This window comes from Alteromonas gracilis (assembly GCF_043642145.1).
Taxonomy (GTDB): Bacteria; Pseudomonadota; Gammaproteobacteria; order Enterobacterales; family Alteromonadaceae; genus Alteromonas; species Alteromonas gracilis_B.
Genome location: NZ_JBHZRZ010000012.1, coordinates 1 through 22758, shown reverse-complemented (window position 1 = coordinate 22758; position 22758 = coordinate 1). Strand labels below are relative to the sequence as shown.

22 protein-coding genes and 2 pseudogenes are annotated in these 22758 nt (G+C 43.8%); 15 read left to right on the top strand and 9 right to left on the bottom strand.

From position 1 onward, the window contains the following. The first annotated feature begins 371 nt into the window (after positions 1-371). From ACHUFN_RS17565 to ACHUFN_RS17550, 4 genes and pseudogenes are all read left to right on the top strand, one after another. Positions 372-1622: a tetratricopeptide repeat protein gene (locus ACHUFN_RS17565; RefSeq protein ID WP_394223953.1), complete on the top strand. Its 1251-nt coding sequence runs from the start codon at positions 372-374 to the stop codon at positions 1620-1622. A gap of 1 nt (position 1623) precedes the next feature. Beyond that, positions 1624-2460, top strand: coding sequence for a tetratricopeptide repeat protein (locus tag ACHUFN_RS17560; protein ID WP_394223951.1), 837 nt, complete (start codon positions 1624-1626; stop codon positions 2458-2460). Positions 2461-2581: 121 nt separating this feature from the next. Further along, a pseudogene (locus tag ACHUFN_RS17555) lies at positions 2582-2764 on the top strand (peptidase M14); the annotation flags it as partial. 261 nt (positions 2765-3025) lie between these two features. Next, a complete protein-coding gene (locus tag ACHUFN_RS17550) occupies positions 3026-3556 on the top strand; it encodes a DUF3592 domain-containing protein (protein WP_394223949.1) in 531 nt (176 codons plus the stop codon). Positions 3557-3877: 321 nt separating this feature from the next. Here the strand turns inward: ACHUFN_RS17550 and ACHUFN_RS17545 are convergent. From ACHUFN_RS17545 to ACHUFN_RS17535, 3 genes and pseudogenes are all read right to left on the bottom strand, one after another. Further along, positions 3878-4051: pseudogene (locus tag ACHUFN_RS17545) on the bottom strand (type II toxin-antitoxin system RelE/ParE family toxin); the annotation flags it as partial. Between the two features lie 74 nt (positions 4052-4125). Further along, complete coding sequence (locus ACHUFN_RS17540; protein WP_394223947.1) at positions 4126-4782, bottom strand: hypothetical protein; 657 nt, start codon at positions 4780-4782, stop codon at positions 4126-4128. A 14-nt stretch (positions 4783-4796) separates the two neighbouring features. After that, entirely contained in the window at positions 4797-7244 is a 2448-nt protein-coding gene (locus ACHUFN_RS17535; RefSeq protein ID WP_394223945.1) for a zinc-dependent metalloprotease, read from the bottom strand. Positions 7245-7667: 423 nt separating this feature from the next. On the opposite strand from ACHUFN_RS17535, the gene trhP reads away from it, so the two are divergent. The 3 genes from trhP to ACHUFN_RS17520 all read left to right on the top strand — a co-directional run bounded on the left by trhP (position 7668) and on the right by ACHUFN_RS17520 (position 10728). Then, a complete protein-coding gene (gene trhP, locus ACHUFN_RS17530) occupies positions 7668-9164 on the top strand; it encodes a prephenate-dependent tRNA uridine(34) hydroxylase TrhP (protein ID WP_394223943.1) in 1497 nt (498 codons plus the stop codon). 3 nt (positions 9165-9167) lie between these two features. After that, complete coding sequence (locus ACHUFN_RS17525; RefSeq protein ID WP_394223941.1) at positions 9168-9413, top strand: YfhL family 4Fe-4S dicluster ferredoxin; 246 nt, start codon at positions 9168-9170, stop codon at positions 9411-9413. A gap of 139 nt (positions 9414-9552) precedes the next feature. Beyond that, positions 9553-10728, top strand: coding sequence for a saccharopine dehydrogenase family protein (locus ACHUFN_RS17520; protein ID WP_394223939.1), 1176 nt, complete (start codon positions 9553-9555; stop codon positions 10726-10728). A 99-nt stretch (positions 10729-10827) separates the two neighbouring features. Here ACHUFN_RS17520 and ACHUFN_RS17515 read toward each other — a convergent pair whose 3' ends face one another. After that, a complete protein-coding gene (locus ACHUFN_RS17515; RefSeq protein WP_394223937.1) occupies positions 10828-12021 on the bottom strand; it encodes a pyridoxal phosphate-dependent aminotransferase in 1194 nt (397 codons plus the stop codon). 377 nt (positions 12022-12398) lie between these two features. Between ACHUFN_RS17515 and ACHUFN_RS17510 the strand changes: the two genes are divergently transcribed. Continuing rightward, positions 12399-12662, top strand: a complete 264-nt coding sequence (locus ACHUFN_RS17510) for a DUF7218 family protein (RefSeq protein WP_394224041.1) — start codon at positions 12399-12401, stop codon at positions 12660-12662. A gap of 190 nt (positions 12663-12852) precedes the next feature. Here the strand turns inward: ACHUFN_RS17510 and ACHUFN_RS17505 are convergent, their stop codons facing one another. Then, positions 12853-13239: a VOC family protein gene (locus tag ACHUFN_RS17505; protein ID WP_394223936.1), complete on the bottom strand. Its 387-nt coding sequence runs from the start codon at positions 13237-13239 to the stop codon at positions 12853-12855. A gap of 120 nt (positions 13240-13359) precedes the next feature. Here ACHUFN_RS17505 and ACHUFN_RS17500 point away from each other — a divergent pair, with 120 nt between their 5' ends. Next, positions 13360-14046, top strand: a complete 687-nt coding sequence (locus tag ACHUFN_RS17500; RefSeq protein WP_394223934.1) for a helix-turn-helix transcriptional regulator — start codon at positions 13360-13362, stop codon at positions 14044-14046. 10 nt (positions 14047-14056) lie between these two features. Here the strand turns inward: ACHUFN_RS17500 and ACHUFN_RS17495 are convergent, their stop codons facing one another. Then, the gene (locus ACHUFN_RS17495; protein WP_394223932.1) at positions 14057-14932 is read right to left on the bottom strand and encodes a sterol desaturase family protein; all 876 of its coding nucleotides are present in this window, start codon (positions 14930-14932) and stop codon (positions 14057-14059) included. Between the two features lie 381 nt (positions 14933-15313). Here ACHUFN_RS17495 and ACHUFN_RS17490 point away from each other — a divergent pair, with 381 nt between their 5' ends. Further along, positions 15314-16288, top strand: a complete 975-nt coding sequence (locus ACHUFN_RS17490; protein ID WP_394223930.1) for a DUF1852 domain-containing protein — start codon at positions 15314-15316, stop codon at positions 16286-16288. 189 nt (positions 16289-16477) lie between these two features. Then, positions 16478-17515, top strand: coding sequence for a methionine synthase (locus ACHUFN_RS17485; protein ID WP_394223929.1), 1038 nt, complete (start codon positions 16478-16480; stop codon positions 17513-17515). Between the two features lie 141 nt (positions 17516-17656). Here ACHUFN_RS17485 and ACHUFN_RS17480 read toward each other — a convergent pair whose 3' ends face one another. Then, positions 17657-18121 (bottom strand): GyrI-like domain-containing protein, encoded by a 465-nt coding sequence (locus ACHUFN_RS17480; RefSeq protein ID WP_394223927.1) that lies wholly within the window; start codon positions 18119-18121, stop codon positions 17657-17659. A 383-nt stretch (positions 18122-18504) separates the two neighbouring features. On the opposite strand from ACHUFN_RS17480, the gene ACHUFN_RS17475 reads away from it, so the two are divergent. Together ACHUFN_RS17475 and ACHUFN_RS17470 are read left to right on the top strand one after the other, a co-directional pair. Continuing rightward, positions 18505-18723 carry a hypervirulence associated TUDOR domain-containing protein gene (locus ACHUFN_RS17475; RefSeq protein WP_394223926.1) on the top strand — a complete coding sequence of 73 codons (219 nt, stop codon included), beginning with the start codon at positions 18505-18507 and terminating at the stop codon, positions 18721-18723. Continuing rightward, a complete protein-coding gene (locus ACHUFN_RS17470; RefSeq protein WP_394223924.1) occupies positions 18723-19370 on the top strand; it encodes a DNA-3-methyladenine glycosylase in 648 nt (215 codons plus the stop codon). Before ACHUFN_RS17475 ends, ACHUFN_RS17470 begins: the two co-directional genes overlap by 1 nt. Before the next feature lie 91 nt (positions 19371-19461). Here the strand turns inward: ACHUFN_RS17470 and ACHUFN_RS17465 are convergent, their stop codons facing one another. Then, a complete protein-coding gene (locus tag ACHUFN_RS17465) occupies positions 19462-19809 on the bottom strand; it encodes a hypothetical protein (RefSeq protein WP_394223923.1) in 348 nt (115 codons plus the stop codon). 21 nt (positions 19810-19830) lie between these two features. After that, positions 19831-20433: a LysE family translocator gene (locus tag ACHUFN_RS17460; protein WP_394223921.1), complete on the bottom strand. Its 603-nt coding sequence runs from the start codon at positions 20431-20433 to the stop codon at positions 19831-19833. 328 nt (positions 20434-20761) lie between these two features. Between ACHUFN_RS17460 and ACHUFN_RS17455 the strand changes: the two genes are divergently transcribed. Together ACHUFN_RS17455 and ACHUFN_RS17450 are read left to right on the top strand one after the other, a co-directional pair. Beyond that, complete coding sequence (locus tag ACHUFN_RS17455; RefSeq protein WP_394223920.1) at positions 20762-22201, top strand: aminotransferase-like domain-containing protein; 1440 nt, start codon at positions 20762-20764, stop codon at positions 22199-22201. Positions 22202-22283: 82 nt separating this feature from the next. Beyond that, positions 22284-22679: a hypothetical protein gene (locus ACHUFN_RS17450; protein ID WP_394223918.1), complete on the top strand. Its 396-nt coding sequence runs from the start codon at positions 22284-22286 to the stop codon at positions 22677-22679. The last annotated feature ends 79 nt before the right edge of the window (positions 22680-22758 follow it).

Sequence of the window (22758 nt, the reverse complement as noted above, 5' to 3'; positions counted from 1 at the left end):
AAACATTCGGACGCAAGCCGTGCTGTGAATTAGAGCTTTGTGCGTATTCCAGACCTTGACGCTATGTACTTTCAACTCAATAGACCAGTAGACTCAGAGCACAACAACTTGAACGCTAACACACCATTACAAACTGTTCACTCCAATGGCCATAAATGAGCTCGTCCAGAATAAACGTAACTGTACCACTGACCAGTTTAGTTGCTTCTCTATATGACAACTTCATCACTGTTTTCTAACACAGTATCCATTTGACTTACGTGTAATTAACCTTAATTACAGCTGACAAGTTGGGTAGTAAATAGCATCAATGTTCCTTATACTCCTTAACTCGATCGTTTCCCTACGGTGTTTAGATATGGATGTTACCCATGAGCAATCTATTGATTGAGACTTTGCTTGCAGGCATTGCCAAGAACCCAGATGATAAATCACTATTAAGACATCTTGCTGAAGCATATAAAAGCAATGGTGATGAGCAAAAAGCGCTCGAAACACTACAACAACTTGTCGCAAAAGATATTGAAAACACGGCAGTTTTGAAAGAACTGGTAACGTTGATGGACAGTTTGTCACATCCCGATGCAACTGTGTATGGCGCTTTACTACAAAGCCGAGTAGAAAATATCGAGCCCGCAGATCTATCTCAGGAACAACTAGAACAAGCAGATGCGCCCAAACGGGTGCGAGGCGCTAAATTAAAATTGGTTTCTACTTCTGACGATTCAGAGGATATTGAAGATAGCGAGATAACGACTGAAAAGAGCGATATTTATCTCGATGATGTAGCCGGTATGAATGATGTTAAAAAGCGAATCCGCCTATCATTTTTAGCCCCCCTTCAGAACCCGAAATTGAGTAAGCAGCTCGGTAAAAAAGTGTCTGGTGGCATGATACTTTACGGTCCTCCTGGTTGCGGAAAGACCTTTATCGCTCGAGCATTAGCAGGAGAGCTCGGCGCAAAGTTTATCAGTGTCGGCATGGCCGATATTTTGGATATGTACGTCGGTGAAAGCGAACGTAAACTGCATAGCATCTTTCAAACTGCACGTGAAAACGCGCCTACGGTTTTGTTTTTTGATGAGCTTGATGCACTCGGCCACAAACGTACAAATTTAAAAAATTCTGCGATGCGTACATTGGTAAACCAACTGCTGAACGAAATGGATAGCATCGATAGCAACAATGAAAATATTTTTGTGCTTGGCGCAACAAACTTGCCATGGGATGTTGATCAAGCGCTCAAGCGCCCTGGAAGATTTGACCGAATGATTGCGGTATTTCCACCGGATCTTGAGGCGCGTAAAGCGATTTTCAAAATGAATCTTGTGGATTCACCCAAAGGGGCATTGAATATTAATCAACTAGCGGAACAAACAGAATTGTATTCCGGAGCTGATATTGCGCACCTGTGTCAGTCTGCAATTGAGCAAGTATTTGAGGAAAGTCTTGAATCTGGGAATGTGAGAGGGGTTGAAAACGAAGATTTTCAAATACCACTTAAGGAAGTGAAGCCCAGTACAAAAGGATGGTTTGAATCCGCAAGAAACTACGCATTGTTCTCTAACGACAATGGAAATTTCAACGAGCTACTCGCATATATTAAGCAACATAAACTCTGATATGAACACGGATGTTATTCAGCAAATAGAAAATCTATTACACATCGAGCGCTTTAGTGACGCTAAAAAAATGGCTGGGCAATACGCATCAGAATACCCCGAAGATGGCTACGCTTATGCCTTGTTGTGTAGAGCCTTTCTCGGATTGGATGATGTTTCCAATGCTGATAGAGCGGTTAAAAACGCTTTGTCGTTGGCTCCTGACGAAGCGTATTTCGCATTCTTGATGTCAAAAGTCTGTCTTAGGAAAAAGCACTTTGAACCCGCCCGGTATTACGCGGAACAAGCAAATAAACTTGAGCCCGAAAACGAATATTATTTAATGCAATTGATGTATATGCACCTTCAAAACGGCGAGTTAAAACAAGCCAAGGTTGTTATTGATCAAATTTTAAAGCTTTTTCCCAATTCTTTCGAAGCGCATCAAGCAAAAGGTGAGCTGTGTCAAAAGCTAGAGCAGTATGACCAAGCCGCAAAACACTTTGAGGTAGCACTGAAGTACTCGCCGGAAGATGACTATTTACAGTATTCGCTTGCCTATTGTCACCTTGAATCTAAACAATACCATGAAGCTGTAGTTCACATGTTTAACCTCGTAAAACGATTGCCATCGGATCAAGGTTACTCGCGTGAGTTATTCCGAATGATTTCGCGCTACAAGTCGAAATCGCCGTTGAAGGGTGAAATCTTTTGGCAAAACCTACCACCAGAGTGTGAAGTTTTTTACGCTCACTATCTAGAGGCCAATGGCTTTTTCAATCGTTGGGCGAGTTGGCTTACAGGCACTGCTTGGTTGGGTGGCTTTGCGGTTTTAATCTGGCTGTTTTCTTTCGTGTAGGTCATCTAGTCCTTGAATCGACAGAAATTTAATATGTATACCCATTGCAACCCAACAACAGGCACACGTAGATCATGGCCAATCTTTTTTGCAAGGATTAAGAGAAAAGCCAAAAATAAAAGAACCACTGGCGCAAATTCGAATTATTGATGATCTGCACACCGACAACGGCAGCAGAACCCTAGAAGCACATTGCGATTTAATCCCAATGTTGCACTTCCCTTCAGCTTCGGTACTGAGCGGAACGCAGTTATATAAGGTGTTTACTAATTATCGGGAGTTGTATGTCTTTGTATGCAGGTAGATAAGATAAAACTTGTAATATGACATGGTTGATTAAGGTAGGCTGAGGGGCCTGTTATATGCCATTGGCCTATTCTTTGTGCTGCTTAATCCAGTTCGTTAGTTTTGGTGAGCGGCTTAGTACGTTTAACGGACATTTCATAGACTTACCCTGAGAAACAGAATATGTTTATTCAGAAGAAGCGCGTGTTACTACGAAGTTTCAGTAATAAGCACTGCTATAAATATTTTCATTCTTCAAAACTTAAACACGGATTAGATATTGGCCAAAGTAATTAAAAAAAATGAAAAAATAACGCGAATTATCCTGTATATTTTTCTTACTGCGGCGATTTTTTTAACATTTATTATGTTAAAAAATATCATAACACCAGTATACGGTAGCATTAATTCAATTCATTGGATTCCAGTTGATGCGAAATTATTAAATGCTTCAATTCAAACAACTACAACTCCCAGAAACTCCTCGAATTCAACCGTGTACACTTATTACGGCCCTCTGATTACCTACCAATATGATTTTGAGGGCGCTAATTGCATTGGACGTAGGGTTTGGTGGGTTGAAGGTACAGATAATGGACCCTTGGGACAACTAGCTTATAAATTTAAAGCCTATCATAAAGCTGGTAAGCCAATTCGTGTATTTGTAAATCCAGACAAGCCTTGTGAAGCTATCGCAGATAGATCTGTTCACTGGTCAAAATTAACAACTTCTGTGGTTATGCTTTTTGTGTTGTTACTTTTTGGGGGTGGCATCATATACCTTCTACTTAAGACGCGAAAAAAATTGTAAGGGGTTAGTTTCGAGTATGTTGAATCAATGCTAAGTATAAAGAGAACTTGGGAAATCCCTGTAAAAATATAATAAGCACTTCAAGTACGAAAGCAGTTACAACGCAATTCTTTCATTACTCGCTATCACTAAACAATAATAAAAACTGCTAGATACCACCTAAGGCTGAAGTGCGCGTTAAACGTCTACAATTTGTCTCAAGCAGCCCTCAAATACTCAATTCAAGAATGCCCGCTTTACGCTGTCAGCAGCCCAAATCGTTAAACCAATTAACAATAGAAAAAAGCTGTATTCACCAAATCTAATCAAAAAGTATCAAGTCTAATCTAACAAAAAGCGCCTAAGATCTTGTTCTTGTTGCATTACATGCAAAATAAAAACTTTGCTGCCCTCAAACTTATAAAAAATTCGACAGGGCTTCACGTAAAGTTCACAGTAATTAAGTGACGGTAGTTCAGAAACTGCCTTACCTGACTTAGGATGTTTTTTGAGTACATCTACTTTAGTGAATTCTGCTTAAACCAATTTTTTAGCGGCAACTAAATGTATTACTATTGTAATACTTGATACTAACCACACTCTACTCCACCAAAATCAACCCAATACCCAAACTCACCACGCTGGTTAAACACATCAAAGCCATCACTCGAAGTTTTAAGCTCTACATCCCCTACCCACCTTGCTTTTTCAATTAGCTTTAGCTCGTAGCGGTTTAAAGGGCGCGGGCATTTTAAGTAGAAATAATGATAGGCCTTACCCATGGCGCCTGGGTCAGCAGTAAACACATAAATGGTGTTATTTTCCATTTCAAATTCTTTGTGAATGTAGTCTCGGTCGGTAATTTGTGTTGCATCAAACATTACGCCTAGTAGGCCTAACGCTAGCTGGATAAACGCCACTGCTGCCAACACCACACTTAAAATGATAGAAACCCACTTACTTTTCACCAGTAGCCTAAGCTCACTTTGTCTTGTAAAAAGTAGGATTACCCCAGCGCAAAGCATAAGAAGTTTAATCCAACCCAACACATCGCCAACCTTCGACATAAACTTGGGGGAATGAAAGTTCAAGCCCCACAGCACACTACCGTGAAGGCTCTCTACCAATGGAAATAATATTAAAAAAAGCGCAATGAATAAGGGAATATTCAAGGCCGCAAAAGTTCTTCGCGGCGCTTGCTTGTCGTCCATACTTTGGTTTTGCTCTGCTTTTGTTGTCCCTAACATTACGCCAAACGCCCTTAAATCGGCGAACCGGGTGGTAGTGGTTCTACTTCAAAGGTACTTGGCCATGTTTTGCTGACCCAGTAAGTATCGAACTGCGTTTTTAAAATTTCGTACTGGTTGTCGTCGGCTTCATCGTCTAGCCATTCGCTAAATTCAAGCAATGCAAGCTCGGCTTCCATTCTCACCTCTGGTGCAAGCTTGTCGTTAGTTACCGCTTTCATGACTGCGTTTAATGCGACTAATTGTAAGCGTTTTGCCAGCGAGCTTTGCGCTTCGTTTTTATACCAGTGTACGTTAAGAATTTGCTTAATAAGCAGCTTCACCCCTACTTTTTTACGACGATCTTTAGCGCTTTGAACTTGCCACTCTAAGCGGTTTAAGCGTTCTGGGTGCAATAGCAACTCAAGCGCGAAATTCGACGCCGAAGCGGCAGCAGAAACGGGGTCTAACATTAACCCCATTTTGCCATTGAAGTGCTCGCGGGTAACATCGTCGCCATAGGCAGTAGGTGGAATTAGCGCTAATACTGATTCTGGAATAGTTAGGTAGTTGGCGGTGGTAGCTGTTATTAACTGTTGCATAGCGCGCTGCTGAACGTCGGGGGTCACAAACCGCTGGCCTTGCGCTTGGGTGTAGTCGCCCTTGCGCTCGTATTCATATACTAAACCGCCAACTTGCTTCGCTACCGCTTCAAGCTGGTAACGGTGAAGTAAGTAAATAGGAACCAAGGCATTTTCAAGCGACGAAAGGCTGCTATTTGGGCTTAAGGTATCTAAACCTAAGTTGGCTAGTGCCTGCTCGCGCACCTGTGAAATTTCATCAAACGCATCTAACGGGTTGCTTCCGTTTTCCCACATGTGGCCATTTGTTGATGAATGGCGGCTGCTGCGAGTATCGGGGTCAGACTTAAAACTCAAGCCGTTATTGCGGCCTTTCACAATAATCTTTGCCAAGGCTTCGGCCTCTTCTACGTCGCTGGCAAAGTCTTGATAACCATACGCAACGGCGTGAATATCCCACGCGCCTATGCCTCTATCATACGCGCCTTCAAGGCTAATTTTTCCGTTCTTAATGCTAATTTTAGGGTGAGGATAATCCATTACCGACGCACGGTCGTTTTCACTTGCCGCAAAGTTATGCGCTATGCCTAACGTGTGGCCTACTTCGTGAGCCGACAGCTGCTTAATGCGGTCAAGCGCTATTTCTTGCTGCAATGTGGTGTCGGTATTGCCGCCCTTAAACGGGCTGGTTAGGCCAAGGGCAATTAAATAATCTTGTCTTACGCGAAGCGAACCCAAAGTAACGTGACCTTTTACAATTTCACCTGTACGCGGGTCGACAACCGAAGAACCATACGACCAACCGCGCGTTGCGCGGTGTACCCAGTTAATTACGTTGTAGCGCACATCCATGGGGTCGGCCCCTTCTGGCAGCACTTTTACTTGAAACGCATCTTTATAACCGGCGGCTTCATATGCTTGATTCCACCAGCTTGCGCCCTCTTTAAGTGCGGTCATTACAGGTTCTGGAATACCTGGGTCAAGGTAATACACAATGGGTTCTACCGCTTCACTCATGGCCGCGTGCGGCGTTTTTTTGTGTAGACGATGGCGCGTAATAAAGCGCTGTTCAGTGGGCTCACTTATAGGTGTTGAATAATCGAAGTAGCTAAACTTCCAGTAGCCTGAGTATGGATGGTACACCCTGGGGGTATAGTTATCGTCTGGCAGTGCCACAAAAGAATGATGTAAATGCACCGACAAACTTTCTGGGTCGGGCGTTACCTGCTGAACGTATTCGCCCGGCTTTTTACCGGAAAACGTCACCAATGCTTCTAGTTCGGTGTTCTTTTCGAAGCCCTTGGTTTTGGGCAAATACACACCGCTTCGCATTTTATCTACACTGAAGCTACCTTGATTGGTGCGCGTCATACGATTGCCAATACCGTGAATATCGCTCAACAAGAAAGGCGTGTAGTCGATAAGGCTGGCGCTGTCGTTTTGGGCAACTAATGTAAAGCCGGCGATGACTGAGTCGGCAAAAGCTTCATCTATGCTTTGCTTTTCAGCATCGCTGCCGTGTGCTGCCCGATATTTGGTGTTGTGCTGTTTTAGCAATAGCTTATTGCCAAACTTTTCGAAGCTAACTAAACGGGTGTAGCCAAGCTGGCCCCTATCAAGGCCAATATCGTTTGAGCCTACGCCATGGGGCATGCTACTTTGAAACAAGTACTCGGCATTATTTGTTGGCACTGCCAAATATACTTTGTCGCTTTCGTCATCATAAAATACGGGGATAAGTCCGTCTTTTTTTGTCATTTCGCTGGTGAATTCACCAATACTTGGCAGTGCTGCCCAAGCTGAAAACGTAGACACGACAAACAATACCGTAAACGCAATGGCTGATTTACCCGATGCCTTTACTTGTCGCGCCGCTTTATGAAAAATGTTCAATTGCAGCATGCAGTTAGTCCTTTTTATTGTGATTCTCTAGCCTACCCTAAGTGATTGCTTTTTCCCATGGTTGTTCATCGTTTTAGCAATGTGGTTTGGTGTGATAACACCTCAGTATCAACAAAACGGTTTGTGTCGCGTTATCTATTATACAACTGTGAACATGCCCATGATGTGGCAGTAAAATGATCAAAATTGCTATTTGAAGGAGCAGTCGTCCACGGACGAAAAAACATGCTCTGATATGTGGCGTCCACATTCTTTTTGCTTAAACCTTCACTCAGATCGCAAGGAGATATGCACACCAATGGCTGCATTCTTTTTAACTTAGTTGATCTTAGTCAAACCCTCGCTTTGTTTGGCTTGTGGGGTTATTTTACCACTTATAGAATCCGCCGCTTTGTTTAAAGCGTCTAGTAGCGGTTTTTATATATGACTTCACAATATTCACCTGATACCTCTTCTTTAACTCAAAATGAAGACTCAGCATCAACATTGCCAACCCAAAAACTAATAGCGCCAGAGTTGTTAGCCCCAGCAGGCAGCCTGCGCAACATGCGTTATGCCTTTGCCTACGGTGCCGACGCGGTTTACGCTGGCCAGCCTCGTTATTCATTGCGCGTTAGAAATAATGAATTTAGCTTAGAGAACTTGGCGCTAGGAATAAAAGAAGCTCACGCTTTAGGCAAAAAGTTTTACGTAGTAAGCAACATTGCACCTCATAACAGTAAAATTGGCACGTACCTTAAAGACATAGCGCCAGTAATTGCTATGAAACCCGATGCATTAATTATGTCAGACCCCGGGCTTATTATGATGGTGCGCGATGCCTACCCAGATATGCCCATTCATTTAAGTGTTCAAGCCAATGCGGTTAACTACGCCACGGTGAAATTTTGGCAGTTACAAGGCATTGAGCGCGTTATTTTATCTCGCGAGCTTTCCCTTGAAGAAATTGAAACTATTCGCAGCCACGTACCAGATATGGAGCTAGAAATTTTTGTGCATGGCGCACTGTGTATGGCGTATTCGGGCCGCTGCTTGTTGTCTGGCTACATGAATAAACGCGATCCAAATCAAGGCACCTGTACTAATGCGTGTCGATGGTCTTACGATGTTAAAGCGGGCCAAGAAAACGAAACTGGGGATATTGTTCAAGTAACAGAAGTAAATAAAGCAGAAAGTGCCCCGCAAACCGTTATTCCCACATTGGGAGAAGGTGCACTTAGTACCCAAGTGTTCATGCTAGAAGAAAAAGAAAAACCGGGCGAGCTTATGCCTGCATTTGAAGATGAACACGGCACTTATATTATGAACTCAAAAGACCTACGCGCCGTGCAGCATGTCGAGCGTTTAACTAAAATGGGCATTCACAGCCTAAAGATAGAAGGTCGCACTAAATCACACTACTACTGTGCAAGAACGGCGCAGGTTTATCGTAAAGCCATAGATGACGCTGTGGCAGGAAAGCCTTTCGACACTGCCTTAATGGGAAGCCTAGAAACATTAGCTCACCGCGGTTACACCGAAGGTTTCTTGCGTCGTCACGCGCATCAAGCGTATCAGAACTATGAATACGGGCATTCAGTCAGCGATAAGCAGCAATTTGTAGGGGAAGTATCAGGGCGCTGCGAGAACACCGGCTTCGCTATTATTGATGTAAAAAACAAGTTTTGTGTTGGCGACTCGCTAGAGCTTATGACACCAAACGGTAATATCACATTTACGCTTGATGAAATGTTGAATAAGAAAAACCATAGTGTTACCGACGCCAAAGGCTCTGGCCACCAAGTAAGCATACCGTTGCCAAGCGATGTAGATTTAGATTACGCCCTACTGCTACGAAACTTAGATGAAGGCGTTGATACCCGTAATCCGTTTCGCAAAACTGACGGCGAAGTAAAAATTCAAACCTCAAGCGAGCGATAAAGCATGGCCCTGCTTATTCTTGACAGCTGCATTAACTGCGATATGTGCGAACCTGAATGCCCGAATGCCGCCATCAGTATGGGGCAAAACGTCTATGAAATAGATGCCTCGCGCTGTACTGAGTGCGTAGGGCATTACGACGCACCTACTTGTGTGGCTGTTTGCCCTATTGATGTAGTGAAGCCAGACCCAAATAATAAAGAGTCGCTTGACGATTTAGCTGAAAAATTTATTCGCCTAACCAGTTAAAAAACTGGTATCGAAGACCTGTTTCATTTTGTGAATAGACAAACATTACCCAAAAAAATGATAGATATCGGCGCTAGTGCGTATATTGGATTCATTAATTGACGATATGTGTCGAAACGAAATAAAACAGGACAATGCAATGAGTAACGAACGCGAATTTGATGTAGTTATTTTTGGTGCCACAGGTTTTACCGGCAAGCTCGTGGCCGAATACTTCCAAGCTCAGTATGGTAGTGACAGCAGTGTAAAATGGGCAGTAGCGGGTCGTAACGAAGCTAAACTAAACGACGTTAAGCAAGAGTTAGGCATTAGCGATAGCGTTGCAAGCATTGTTGCCGACGGTGACGATGCCGATGCGCTTGATGCAATGACCAAGCGCACAGCAGTAGTACTTACCACTGTTGGCCCTTATCAAACCTATGGCGAAAAGTTGCTTTCGGCCTGCGTAGATAACGGCACAGGTTACACAGACCTTTGCGGTGAGCCTGCGTGGATGCACCAAATGATCAATAAGTACGAAGCGAAAGCCAAAGAAACGGGAGCGAACATTGTGTTCTCTTGTGGTTTCGACTCTGTGCCCTTCGATTTAGGCGTTCATTACCTACAGCAACACGCCAAAAAGCAAACAGGCAACGTTATTGAGTACGTGAAGGGCCGCGTTCGCAAAATGCAGGGTACGTTTTCTGGCGGCACCGCGGCAAGTATGAAAGCAACCATGGCAGCAGCGCGTAAAGACAAATCAGTTATGGCAGCGTTGGTGAACCCGCATTCGTTAACCGATGGTGCGTCAAATCAGCCTCAGCCAGATGGCAACAAGCCTTACTTCGACGAGCAACTTGGAAGTTGGGTTGCCCCTTTTATAATGGCGGCCATTAATACTAAAAACGTGCATCGTACCAACTATTTAGGCGGCTACGCTTACGGCAAAACCTTTCAATACGATGAAATGATGATGACGGGCCCAGGCGAAAAAGGCGAAGCAACGGCTAACTACATTGCCAAAGACAAGTCACTAGCAAGTGACGATGGCCCCAAGCCCGGTGAAGGGCCAAGTAAAGAAGAGCGTGAAAACGGCTTTTACGATGTGATGTTTGTGGGAACCGCGACCAATGGCCATATGCTTGCAGTGTCGGTTAAGGGTGATAAAGACCCGGGCTATGGGTCTACAAGCAAAATGATTTCTGAATCTGCACTTTGTTTATGTAAAGACGTTAAATTATCTGGTGGCTTTTTTACTCCTGCTGCAGCGCTTGGCGATAAACTCATTAGTCGCTTAGAGGAAAAAGCTGGCCTAACTTTCGCTATCGAAAAATAACGCTTAGTATTTCTATGATAAATTGAGTGCTGAAAAGCGCTGATAAAAAAGCTGAACATTCCCATGTTCAGCTTTTTGTTATTGAAAATTGTTATGGTTCTAAGCAAGCACGGTTTTAATCGCTTTCACGCAAGCATCTGTTTCGTCTGGTGTTCCTACGCTAATACGAGACCACGAGCCGTAGCCAGGCCACGTGCGCCCCACTACCTTTACCCCTTGGGCTTTCATTTTCTCCGCAAATTTATCGTGAGGCATACCGGTATCCATGAAGATGAAATTACCTTGTGGGTTTGGCGCATACGGCTGATTTAACTCTTTCGCTACTTTCACCAGCTTGTCACGTTCGGTTTTTATGCGTGTGCGCATGTTATTTAAGTTGTCATGGTCATCCATACTTGCCATACCAGCTACTAACGCTAAATAATTAACACCACCCATGCGAAGCATGCTGCCCATCTTTTTAGCTTGTTCAGCCGGCATAATTGCATAGCCTAAACGCTGACCTGCCATGGCATGGATTTTTGAGAATGTGCGACATATAACCACGTTGTGTCCTTCTGCTACCAACTTAGATTGCACGTTAGCAGGGTAAGCATCTGACATTTCAATGTAAGCTTCATCGATAAACACTTGTGCCTTTTTCGAAACCCGTTTCGCAAAGGCCGTGAGTTTTGCGGCATCGACCATACTCCCTGTTGGGTTATTTGGGTTGCACACATACACTGCGGTGGTATCGTCTGTTACTGCTGCTTCAATGGCGTCTAAATCAAAAGTCATATTGGCAGCTAACGGCACATAGGTTACGTCTGCGCCCATAAACTCTGCGCCTCGAGGCACGCCTTCGTATGTGGCCATAGACGTAACCAGCTTATTTCCATTTTTTGTGATCCAGTCAGCATAACCAAATAAGATAGGTGAAGAGCCATTTGTGATTACGATTTGCTCTTCCGCAACGCCTTCTTGTTCAGCAATTTTCTTAGCCAATACACTCACAGTGGCATCGGTATAGCGAGCTAAGTTTAAAAGTTCGCTTTGCATTGCTTCTACGGCATTTTTAGATGGACCAAACGCGTTTTCGTTTGACGACAAGCGAATTAGGCCGTCATTGACGTTTGGGGTTGCTGATGGAAAATGCTCGGTTGGCATACCTGCAGCATGCAATTCGCCCAATATGCTGTCAACACTTGTAGTAAGCGCTACTGCACCTGCCCCTAACCCTAATGATTTCAACCATTGACGGCGTGATGCATTCACGCTTTGTTCTTGTAACTTCCACTGTGCATTTCTGTTCATATTTCGCTCTACCCTTCATCCGTACTCTTTTAAGACTAAAGGCTAACTTTTAAGCAATCAATAGCATGGAAAATATAAACCATTGACTTAATTGCACTTCCTTCGGGCAACAAGTGCACTAAGAATGACAGCATCAGAAAGCATACTGCGTTGAACTGTTACATGGCGGTGCAGAGCGTTTGAACTAATTTTTCTGTTTGCGATGAATGACATTTTTAAGCTGTCAATTTCTTAGATTCCCTGTGAATTCATCTCGCCACAGACAATGAATTACTGCTTTACACTATTTAATAACGTAAACCGTACCCGCAAAAAGCAAGTATGAACAAAATAGAATTGATCACCTGCTAATTAACGTAATTGAACAGGAGGTAATGATGGCTAAGGATCATGGTAAGCAAATTAAAAACGATGACACCTACGAGGCACTTCGTGATGAGGGCTACAGTAAAGAGAAGTCTGCTCGTATTGCTAATGCGCAAGCTAACAGCACCCAAACGCCTTCTAAAGATGGCGGCAAAGGCAAGAAATACGAAGACCGCACTAAAGACGAGCTTTACCAAAAGGCAAAAGAAATAGGCATTGAAGGCCGCTCTAACATGAACAAAGATGAATTAATTGATGCCCTGCGCAGTCATTAACACATCGTTTTGTTCGGAGCAGGCTAACAATTAAATTCAGGCAGTTAGGGCTTGGGCTTGGTCTTGCTTTTGATGTTTTTAATACTTGCAACGCTCAACATACATAAGCGTGTTATCGCCCTGCCACCTCTTGTACTCATGCTTACACACGAAAATTAAAGAGGTGGCCGATTGCTAGATTTAGTCGGTACTACTCTACCATGCAGAACGCGTTAAGCTTGTTTCCATCAAGATCGCGGAAATACCCGGCATAAAAACCTTTTTCAGCGCCTTCTGGTCGAAAACCAGGCGCACCTTCACATGTGCCGCCAAGCGACAGCGCTTTGTCGTAAAACGCTTTTACTTGCTCTGGTGTTTCTAGGTAGAACGCCGCCATGTTGCCATTTCCTTTTTCGGCTGGCTGCTTATCAAAAGGGATAGTAACGCCAAACGAGGTTTCTTCCGGTTTACGAGCCCACGCAATAAAATAGTTATCTTCTTCCATAAAACGTGATGCTCCAATAGTTCCAAGCAGCGCATCGTAAAACTCACCAGCTCGCGCCAAATCGTTTGTTCCTACTAACATGTAGCCAATCATAATTATCTCCTTAAATGAAATTTGGTTACCGCAAATCCATCATATTCATTGACTACTGACAGTAAGTGTCAGTAGTGTTTATTTATTCTTAAAATCTTTCTGGGCGAATGGACGACTAACATGCGAAAAGCAGAGCGACTAAATGAAATAGTGCATCATTTGCGGCGAATGCATCAGGCGATAACAGCTAAGACGTTGGCCGAGGCTTTCGAAGTTAGCCCACGAACTATTTATAGAGATATACAAGACTTAATTAACGCAGGTACGCCTATTACGGGCGAAGCAGGCGTGGGGTACATGATTGACAAACAGTATCACTTGCCACCCATAATGTTTGACGCTGATGAAATTGAAGCAATAGCCTTAGGGATAAGCATGGTAAGCAACTGGACAGATGAAGCGTTTGCTGAAAAAGCCAAAAGTGCTTACTGTAAAATTCAAGCCACGCTTACCGCCCCCATGATCCATGAGTTAACCCAAATAAGCACGTTTTCGGCGCCAAGTCGTTACAAGATTCCGTGGGAAGTCAATTTTACTGAGGTCAGAGAGTGCATTCGACGAAAACAGTTTGTATCGTTTAACTACTTAGACTTAGACAAGCAAGCAACTCAGCGAACCATTAGGCCATTGGCGCTTATTTCGTTCAGCCCAGTGTGGCTTTTAGTGGGCTGGTGTGAATTACGCCAAGATTTTAGAAATTTTCGGCTAGACCGTATAACCGATTTTACGAAATCACCTCAACACTTTAAAGACGAAAAAGGTAAAGCGTTGGCAGACTACCTAAAACATCACAACGACTGCACGTAACCGAAATACTTCACCGTTTAAAAGGCATCATCAACATGGCTTTGTAGCTGGGCTGCGAATCACCTATGCCTGTGTCGTTGGTTTTAGCATCTTGAAATGTACCAAATAAACGATCCCATAAAATGCAAAAGCAGCCGTAGTTGGTATTGCTTTCACTTATGACCTTGGAGTGATGATGAATATGATAACGATTGGTAGTGAAGAACCACCCTACCACTGCTGAATTTAACTGAAGATTACTATGCGCGAGTATTGCAGTTACCGCCGTTAGTGAGACAAACGTTGCCCCCACTGCTTCGCCGCCCAAAAGAAAACCTACAATTGCCCTAGGAAGAATAAGAAAAAATGCTTCTATTGGGTGGTTAGCAACCGCATTCAAGCCACTCAACTTTTTAAACGCATGATGCGCACTATGGCCTGACAACCGCCACAACCACTCCCAACGATGCGAAGCTCTGTGATACCAGTAGTTAACGAACTCGTATGCAGCGAAAATAAGCAACACCTGCGCAACAATGGGCCACTGCGAGGGCCAGATGTCTAACTGCCATGCCTGGCTTAAGTGTGCCATCCAAGTAAAAAGCGAGGCTTCATAAAAGGTTTCGATAGCTGCGTAAGCAGCACCTGAAACAACCACAAACCCTAAAAGTGCCACATTTTCACCAGCGCTTTTTTTCCATTCAGGCCGAGCGGGAATAACGATTTCTAAGAGAGTGATAAGGCAAAAAGCCACCACGATAAACAAAGTGTGCGCATCAATTGAGGCGTAAGTATGTGCCAGATACAACGAAACTATAATAAAAGTAGGTTGTAACGCCCAATATACTCCTGCGCGCAAGATGCGCTTTAATGGCGAAGCACTGGTAATGCTAGGTTGCGTTTTCATCTCTATTCCCTGTTTGGCAACATGTAAAAGCTTTCATAAAGCATTGCTTCACTAAAAGACTATTACACGATATTTCAACTGACTATCAGTGTAGCCATAAATACGCTCACAGGATATTTCTGTTTGTAACAAATACTTTCAAACGGCTTGTATCAACAATCGTCAAAGCATCGATGTATCGTCTTCTATGTTGAGTTTTCTCTAAAACCTTTATGAATACCACATACAGGTTTTCTCGAACAAAACCAAAGCATGACAATAATTCATATAAAAATGAAATTAAGTCATTTTTATTCATGTTTGATAGCGCGTATAACGTACATATAGCTTTTACAGCATTCAAATTACTCGGTTTAATCTTAGGAATAGAAGCGCACTCTCATGAACACAAACTTTTCTTTCTCTATTAACAGCGTTCAGTTTAACGAGGACTATCGCCCTTCTAAAAACACGCGAATTACCACAAACTTTGCGAATTTAGCCCGTGGCCCACGTCGAAAGGAGAACCTGCAAGACGCCTTAAGTATGATTAACAATCGCTTTAATGCACTGGCCAACTGGGACAACGAACAAGGCAACCGTTATTGTGTAGAGTTAGAAATTGTCTCTGTCGATATTGATGTGGAAGGCAATGGCAATACCTTCCCCACTATCGAAATTTTGAAAACGAATATTATTGATTCGAAAACGGGCAAACGTACCGAAGGTATTGTGGGAAACAATTTCTCATCTTATGTGCGAGACTACGACTTTAGCGTGCGCTTATCGAATCACAACCGGGGCCAGTCGTCGTTTAGTGTGCCAGAAGACTTTGGCGATTTGCACGGAAAGCTTTTTCAGCATTTCGTAAATTCAGATGCATACAACGCCCATTTCTCTAAGCTTCCAGTTATTTGTTTAAGTGTGTCAGACACCAAAACCTATCGTAGAACTGAAAACCAGCACCCTGTGCTAGGCGTTGAATACCAACCTAATGAGTCGTCGCTCACAGAGCAGTATTTCAAAAAAATGGGCTTAAACGTGCGTTACTTCATGCCGCCCAATAGCGCCGCGCCTTTTGCATTTTATTTCTTTGGTGACTTGTTAAACGACTACACCAATCTAGAACTGATAAGCACCATCAGCACAATGGAAACATTTCAACGAATTTATCGCCCAGAGATATACAACGCGAACGCACCGGCGGGGCTAAGCTATAAGCCTAGTTTGAAAAACAGCGACTATTCATTAACACGCATTGTGTACGACCGTGAAGAGCGCAGCCAACTAGCCGTTGAGCAAGGCAAGTTCGTTGAGGAAAACTTTATTAAGCCTTATCAGCGCAAATTGGAACAGTTCACCGCAAGCTATGCGTAATGCTTGCAACGCGCCAATAGCTGTTTTCGCCGTTGCTCTGGGTCTTTTTTTGCTCTGCGTCTACAACGTTATGAATGTACAGCTCAGGGCGCCAGTAATGCATCTGGCTGTTAAAAATACCGCTGGGCCTAGTGAGTGCCGCGCAAACCGCTTTTGTTAAACAGATTAATTTTATAAGAATTGTAATACATGAAAAAACTACTACCCACTTCACTTGCAGGCAGCCTTCCGAAACCTTCGTGGTTGGCACAACCAGAAACCTTGTGGTCGCCCTGGAAACTAGAAGGCAGCGAGCTGCTAGAAGGAAAACAAGACGCGCTTCGCGTTACGCTTCAAGAGCAAACCGCCGCTGGCATTGATATTGTTTGTGATGGCGAGCAAACGCGCCAACATTTTGTGACAACCTTTATAGAACATTTAGACGGTGTAGATTTCGAGAATCGCAAAACAGTGAGAATTAGAAACCGCTACGACGCCAGTGTACCCGTGGTAACCAGCGCTGTTACTCGCCCCAAGTCAGTATTTGTTGAAGACGCAAAATTCTTACGCGCTCAAACAGACAAGCCGATAAAGTGGGCGCTACCTGGGCCTATGACGATGGTTGATACCTTGTACGATGACCATTACAAAAGCAGAGAAAAGCTAGCGTGGGAATTTGCAAAAATTTTAAACCAAGAAGCGAAAGAGCTTGAGGCCGCGGGCGTAGACATTATTCAGTTTGACGAGCCTTCTTTTAACGTGTTCTTCGACGAAGTTAACGAATGGGGTATCGCTGCTCTTGAACGCGCTATTGAAGGGCTAAAGTGTGAGACTGCCGTTCATATTTGCTATGGCTATGGCATTAAAGCCAACACCGACTGGAAAAAAACGCTAGGTTCTGAATGGCGTCAATATGAAGAAAGCTTCCCCAAACTGCAACAATCGAACATTGATATGGTTTCACTTGAATGCCACAACTCTCACGTTCCTATTGAATTAATTGCGCTGCTTAAAGGCAAAAAGGTGATGGTGGGTGCAATAGATGTAGCAACTAACACCATTGAAACTCCGGAAGAAGTCGCCGCCACACTGCGCGAGGCGCTAAAATACGTTGACGCAGAGAAGCTTTATCCTTGCACAAACTGCGGCATGGCACCGCTGTCTAGAGCCGTAGCGCGTGGTAAACTTGAAGCACTAAGCGCTGGCGCTGAAATCGTTAGACAAGAACTGCTAAAAAGCAGCTACTAAACTGGGCTTGGCCTATTTGATAGTGTGAATTAATGCCAAGGTAAAAAGACGTTTTGTGACTTTCTACCTTGGCTTAAATCATTTCTTAGCTACCTACGGCATTCATTTACGTTGATTGTTTGCAAGTCGCGTCAGGAGTACTTATTTTATCGCAATGTAAACGTCGATATGATTTCCATTCACGTAGTGCTCGAAGTCTAGGGTGAAGCGCCTTTCATCCTCTGGCTTATCTTGGGTGAAATAACGCCAAACTTCACTCCATGCGTCGATAGCAATTTGCGGCATGTCTCCTTTGTGCGTGAAGACTAAGTACTTTCCAGTGGGAATAGTGATGTGCTCTATTTCACGTTGTTCGGGTATGTCGTCGGGTACATGTTCTCCATCGAAACCCGCCAACACGCGGAAGTTTCCGGTGTGATCAGACTCATACTCAGAATAAACGCCATACACTCTTTCGCCGCCCATATAGTTTACGGGCACGGCATTGTCGAACTTTTGCCACAGTGCAGGAATTTTCCCTGTATCAGCAGAAAACTCCGCTTCGTTGTTTGTCACCACTGAAAAGCCTTGTATTGCTATTGTTGATGCTAATTCTCTTATTTCCATATGCTAAATCCTGAGTACGTAAGTTTCGAGAGAGCTATTGTCTTGCCATATTTGTAATGACGTTTTTATATTTACATTCTTAAATTGGCGTTCTTATAAAGGCATAAGCGCTTTGAAAAAACTGCGATGCCCTATTTTTTAGGTATTTTAAACATACTACAGCTCAACATGGTAAATATAGACCTGACGCATTTCAATTCTTGTTTTCTCTTAACGTTACCCCTTTCACACTATTTCACAGGTTATTTAGAAAAACGTTTTCTAATAGCAAAGTGCCTTTAGAAAACGCGAGTAAGTGCGACATGTGAACTCAAAGCTTGAAGTGCACGTTTAAGACTCTACTAAGCTATTTGGTTTTATGTAAATAAATACAGGGATTTAAGATGAAACACTACGCGATTAACACAGAAGTAGAATGGGAATGGGGTAACGGCAGCGCCACGGGTAACATTCGAAAGAAATACACCGAAGACGTAGAGTTAACCTTGAAGGGCTCGTCGGTTAAACGCGAAGCCAGCGACAGCGACCCGGCTTATCTCATCGAACAAGACGATGGTAGCGAGGTACTAAAATCTCATAGCGAGCTTAAAAAAGCATCGTAATGAGTGTTAAAGCTGGAGCTAAGGGTGTAACTAAGCCTGAAAAGGCGGCTGAGAACTCTTCATTTTTTAGTGGCAGTGATGTGGTAACCATTGCCCGTTCGCTTATTGGCAAACATCTTTATAGCCACGTTGATGGTGAAGTAACCGGCGGAATAATTATTGAGACTGAAGCCTATTGCGAACGAAGTGACTTAGCGATGAAAAAGCATCTTAAGCGACGCCCATCATCGATTGAAACACTTAAACGCCGTGGCGGCATAGCCTACATTTACACGGTTTACGGGCACCACAGCTTGTTCAATATTGTTACCAATAACGAAGGGCATGCTGATTCAGTGCTAGTTCGTGCCATTGAACCAACCACAGGCATAGACGTGATGGTGAGTAGAAGAAACGGAAATGACCAAAAAAGAAATTTGTGTTCAGGCCCAGCTAAGCTCACTCAAGCACTTGCGATTACACCAAAGTTTAATGGTGTTCCTATACCCATTAACCGCATTCCTATTTCTCAAAATAGCGAAAAGCCAGTGTGGATTGAAAATTCAGGAGAGTCGATCCCCTACTCGCAAATTAAGGTTACGCCACGCATCGGAATCGACTATGCCGAAGAGGATGCAAAATTGCCGTGGCGTTTTAAGCTAGTGTAACGTGGCTCACATAGCGTTTGAGGCTTAGTTACAACATTTATAAGCGCTACATTTACAAACGCATTTTTATTAGAGCCGCTTCGTGCGTACATTACACGTTGCTGTTAGTCGATGTACCCGCTTGCTTTGCGAAACCATAAGTTAGCTTACAGTCGATATATTTAAGCAGTTTGTTAACCACACGCGGCACTGCTATCTCGCTGTCAGTATTTTCAGCTTCTACATAAATATCGCAGTCATCGTACTGTATTTGCTGGCGAATAACATAGTCGTTTAGTTGATCAAACAAGGCCTCTTTTAACGGCACCATACCTACAAACACGTTAGACGCTTCGCGCTTAATAAAATAAGCCCCGTCGATTTCTCGTTTAAGCGTATACGCTTGCATAGCATCTAATTGTGTTAAGCGAAAATGCACACTGGTTTCTGGTTTTGTCACGTTTACTCTCAACTAAAGCTGTTAAATAATTAAAAATAAAGTGGCTGCCGTAGCTGCGCCCATGGTTAAGTTGAATTGTCTGCGCCGAATAGGAGAGCTTAACCACACGCGTATTTTAGCGCCTACAGCGGCCCAAAGCGATATGCTGGGAAAGCCAATAACAGCAAACGCGGTAACAATAGCAATGCCAGATTCTGTGTAATGTTCACCAGGCAATGAAAACGTGCCTACGCTTGCTAACGCCATCATCCACGCTTTGGGGTTTATTAATTGAAACAGTGCCCCTTCCCACCATTTGAGCGGCCCTTGGCGTTGGGTAGTTTTAACTTCCATTGCATCAACTGGCGCGGTCGCAATTTTAAATGCCAGCCACAAGAGATAAGCCACGCCTAGTACTTTCAATACATCGTAAAGCATAGGGAACAGTGTAAACAGGGCGCCAATGCCCAAAAGCGTGCTAATCATTAAGCCTGCAACACCAATAACAATACCAAACATATGAGGTAGCGACTTTTTGTAACCATATTGCGCGCCCGAGGCTAGCAACATCATATTGTTTGGGCCAGGTGTGACAGTACTAATAAATGCAAACGTGGCTAGAGCCAAAAGTAGAGAGGTTTCCATGATGTTCCTTATTAGTTAGGAAAAGCAATGTATCGCGCTTGAAACAGTTTCTCTTGCGCGCTGTCATACTCAAATAAAGGGATAGTGAAAGCGCAGTCAGAAAGTGTGGAATAAAACAAGCTGAGTTCCCACTCGCGTACGCTTGGAATAACAATACAGCAATTTTGATGTATGCATTAGATCCAAAAAATCTCAAAAACGGCCATACAGCTTACTAATTCTGAACGCTGTATGGTAGATATTCACCAATATCTGTATGGTGAAAACAACATTATACTTAGACTATAGTTATCTGTATGCATAAGGCACGACTTTACACGGGGTTTCGATGACACTTTATGAAACATTAGCCTGCGAATTAAAAGCGCAAATTGAACGCGGCTTCTTCAAAGCTGGAAACAAATTGCCTTCCGTAAGACAGCTATCTTCAGAACACCAAGTCAGTATTGCGACCGTGCAAGAAGCATACAGAATGCTAGAGGCGCAGCAATATGTAGAAGCCAAACCCAAGTCGGGTTATTTCGTTTCCAGCAATGTATCTGTAGGTAACACACCGCGCATGACCAAGCCACCACAGCGCCCCATGGACGTGTCTCAGTGGGAAGACGTTTTAGATACCTTGCTAAATACTTTTAGTAAAGATAGAGACATTAAAACCCTGTGTCAGCTTCAGCATGCCATGCCTAACATGACCGCTAAAACACTGAAGCCGCTTAATAAACGGCTTCATGAGTTAACAAAGCACCGCGCTTTAGATGGCATGGTATACGGCGATGTGAAAGGCGATGAGCAGCTTCGAACCCAGTTAAGTCGCCTTGCCGCTGCGTCTGGTTGTGTATTGCAGCCTGACGAGTTCATTGTAACCTCTGGTTGCCAAGAGGCCTTGTCTGTATGCCTGCGCGCTGTTGCAAGTGCTGGGGATATTATCGCCGTGGAGTCTCCCGGTTTTTACGGCGCTATGCAGGCCATAAAAGGAGCAGAGCTAAAGGCGCTAGAAATTCCCACAGACTCTGCCACTGGGTTAAGTTTAGAAGCGTTGAAACTAGCGCTTGATCAGTGGCCGATTAAAGCCATTTTAGTGGCCCCAACGGTGAATAACCCCCAAGGCTTTGTGATGCCAGATAGCAAAAAGCAGGCACTGTACGAACTTGCCCGAGAGTACGACGTTGCAATAATTGAAGACGACATTTACGGTGACATTGCTTTCACCTACCCTCGCCCCAGAACAATAAAGTCATTTGATGAAGACGGACGTGTTTTGTTGTGCTCGTCGTTTTCTAAAACGCTGGCACCTGGTTTTCGGGTAGGCTGGATTGCACCTGGTAGCTACAGAAACAAAGTATTACACGTAAAGTATGTAAGCAGCTCTATGTGCCCAACGCTACCCCAGTTGGCAATTGCCAGTTTTATTGAGCAAGGAGGCTATGACAAACATGTACGTGCCATGCGCCAATATTATCTAAGTGCTCGAGACGCTCTCCGCGCAGACATTAAGCGCTATTTTCCACCCGATACATGCGTAAGTTACCCGCAAGGCGGCTATGTTCTGTGGGTTGAGCTAAATGCCAAATACGACTCGGTTAAATTAGCTGATGAAGCTAAAAGCGAAGGCATTTACATTGCTCCGGGTCAGCTTTTTTCAGCAACAGGAAAATACCGCAACTGTCTTCGGTTTAATTTTATCGATAGTTCACAAACGGCGCGTACCGCTGCCATTCAACAGCTTGGTGAAATGATCGCAGCGCAAGACAGACTTAATTCAGCTTGATCCACATCAACGCAGCATTGCTTTAAGTCCGGCACACTTTAAACATCAAAACTTCTACGCGATACCTTCTATGCTTACGCTCGTGAATAATACAGATGCAAACGATGAGATTGTGCCCGAAAATCATGGGCTATATCGCCTTTATTTAAAGCCTAACACACAAATGGCTATTGAGACTAAGCCCGTGTTTGGTGCCAATATCACGCTTCACAGCAGTGTGCTAAAGCACGACAACTTTATAGCCACACCAGACAACATACTGGGCTGGCTAGATCACGAGGGCCTGTCACATTTCGCAGTCAAGATTGAAACCGCATGTACAGAAAATGAAGCATCGCCCGTGCTGTTGCCATCTCAATTTTTAAATGCCGAAGGCGGCATACTAAGGGTAACCTCGCCAACACGAATATATTTGATTAGCAACACGCCAATAGACATTAACAAACGCGGCCTGTGCCTGTTCACCCCCGTAAAATAAAAATTGGGGTCAGAGTCTGAGGGATCCCCACGAATTTAATTTCATACGGTTCCAGCCCAGGCCTTGTCGGTAATGGAGC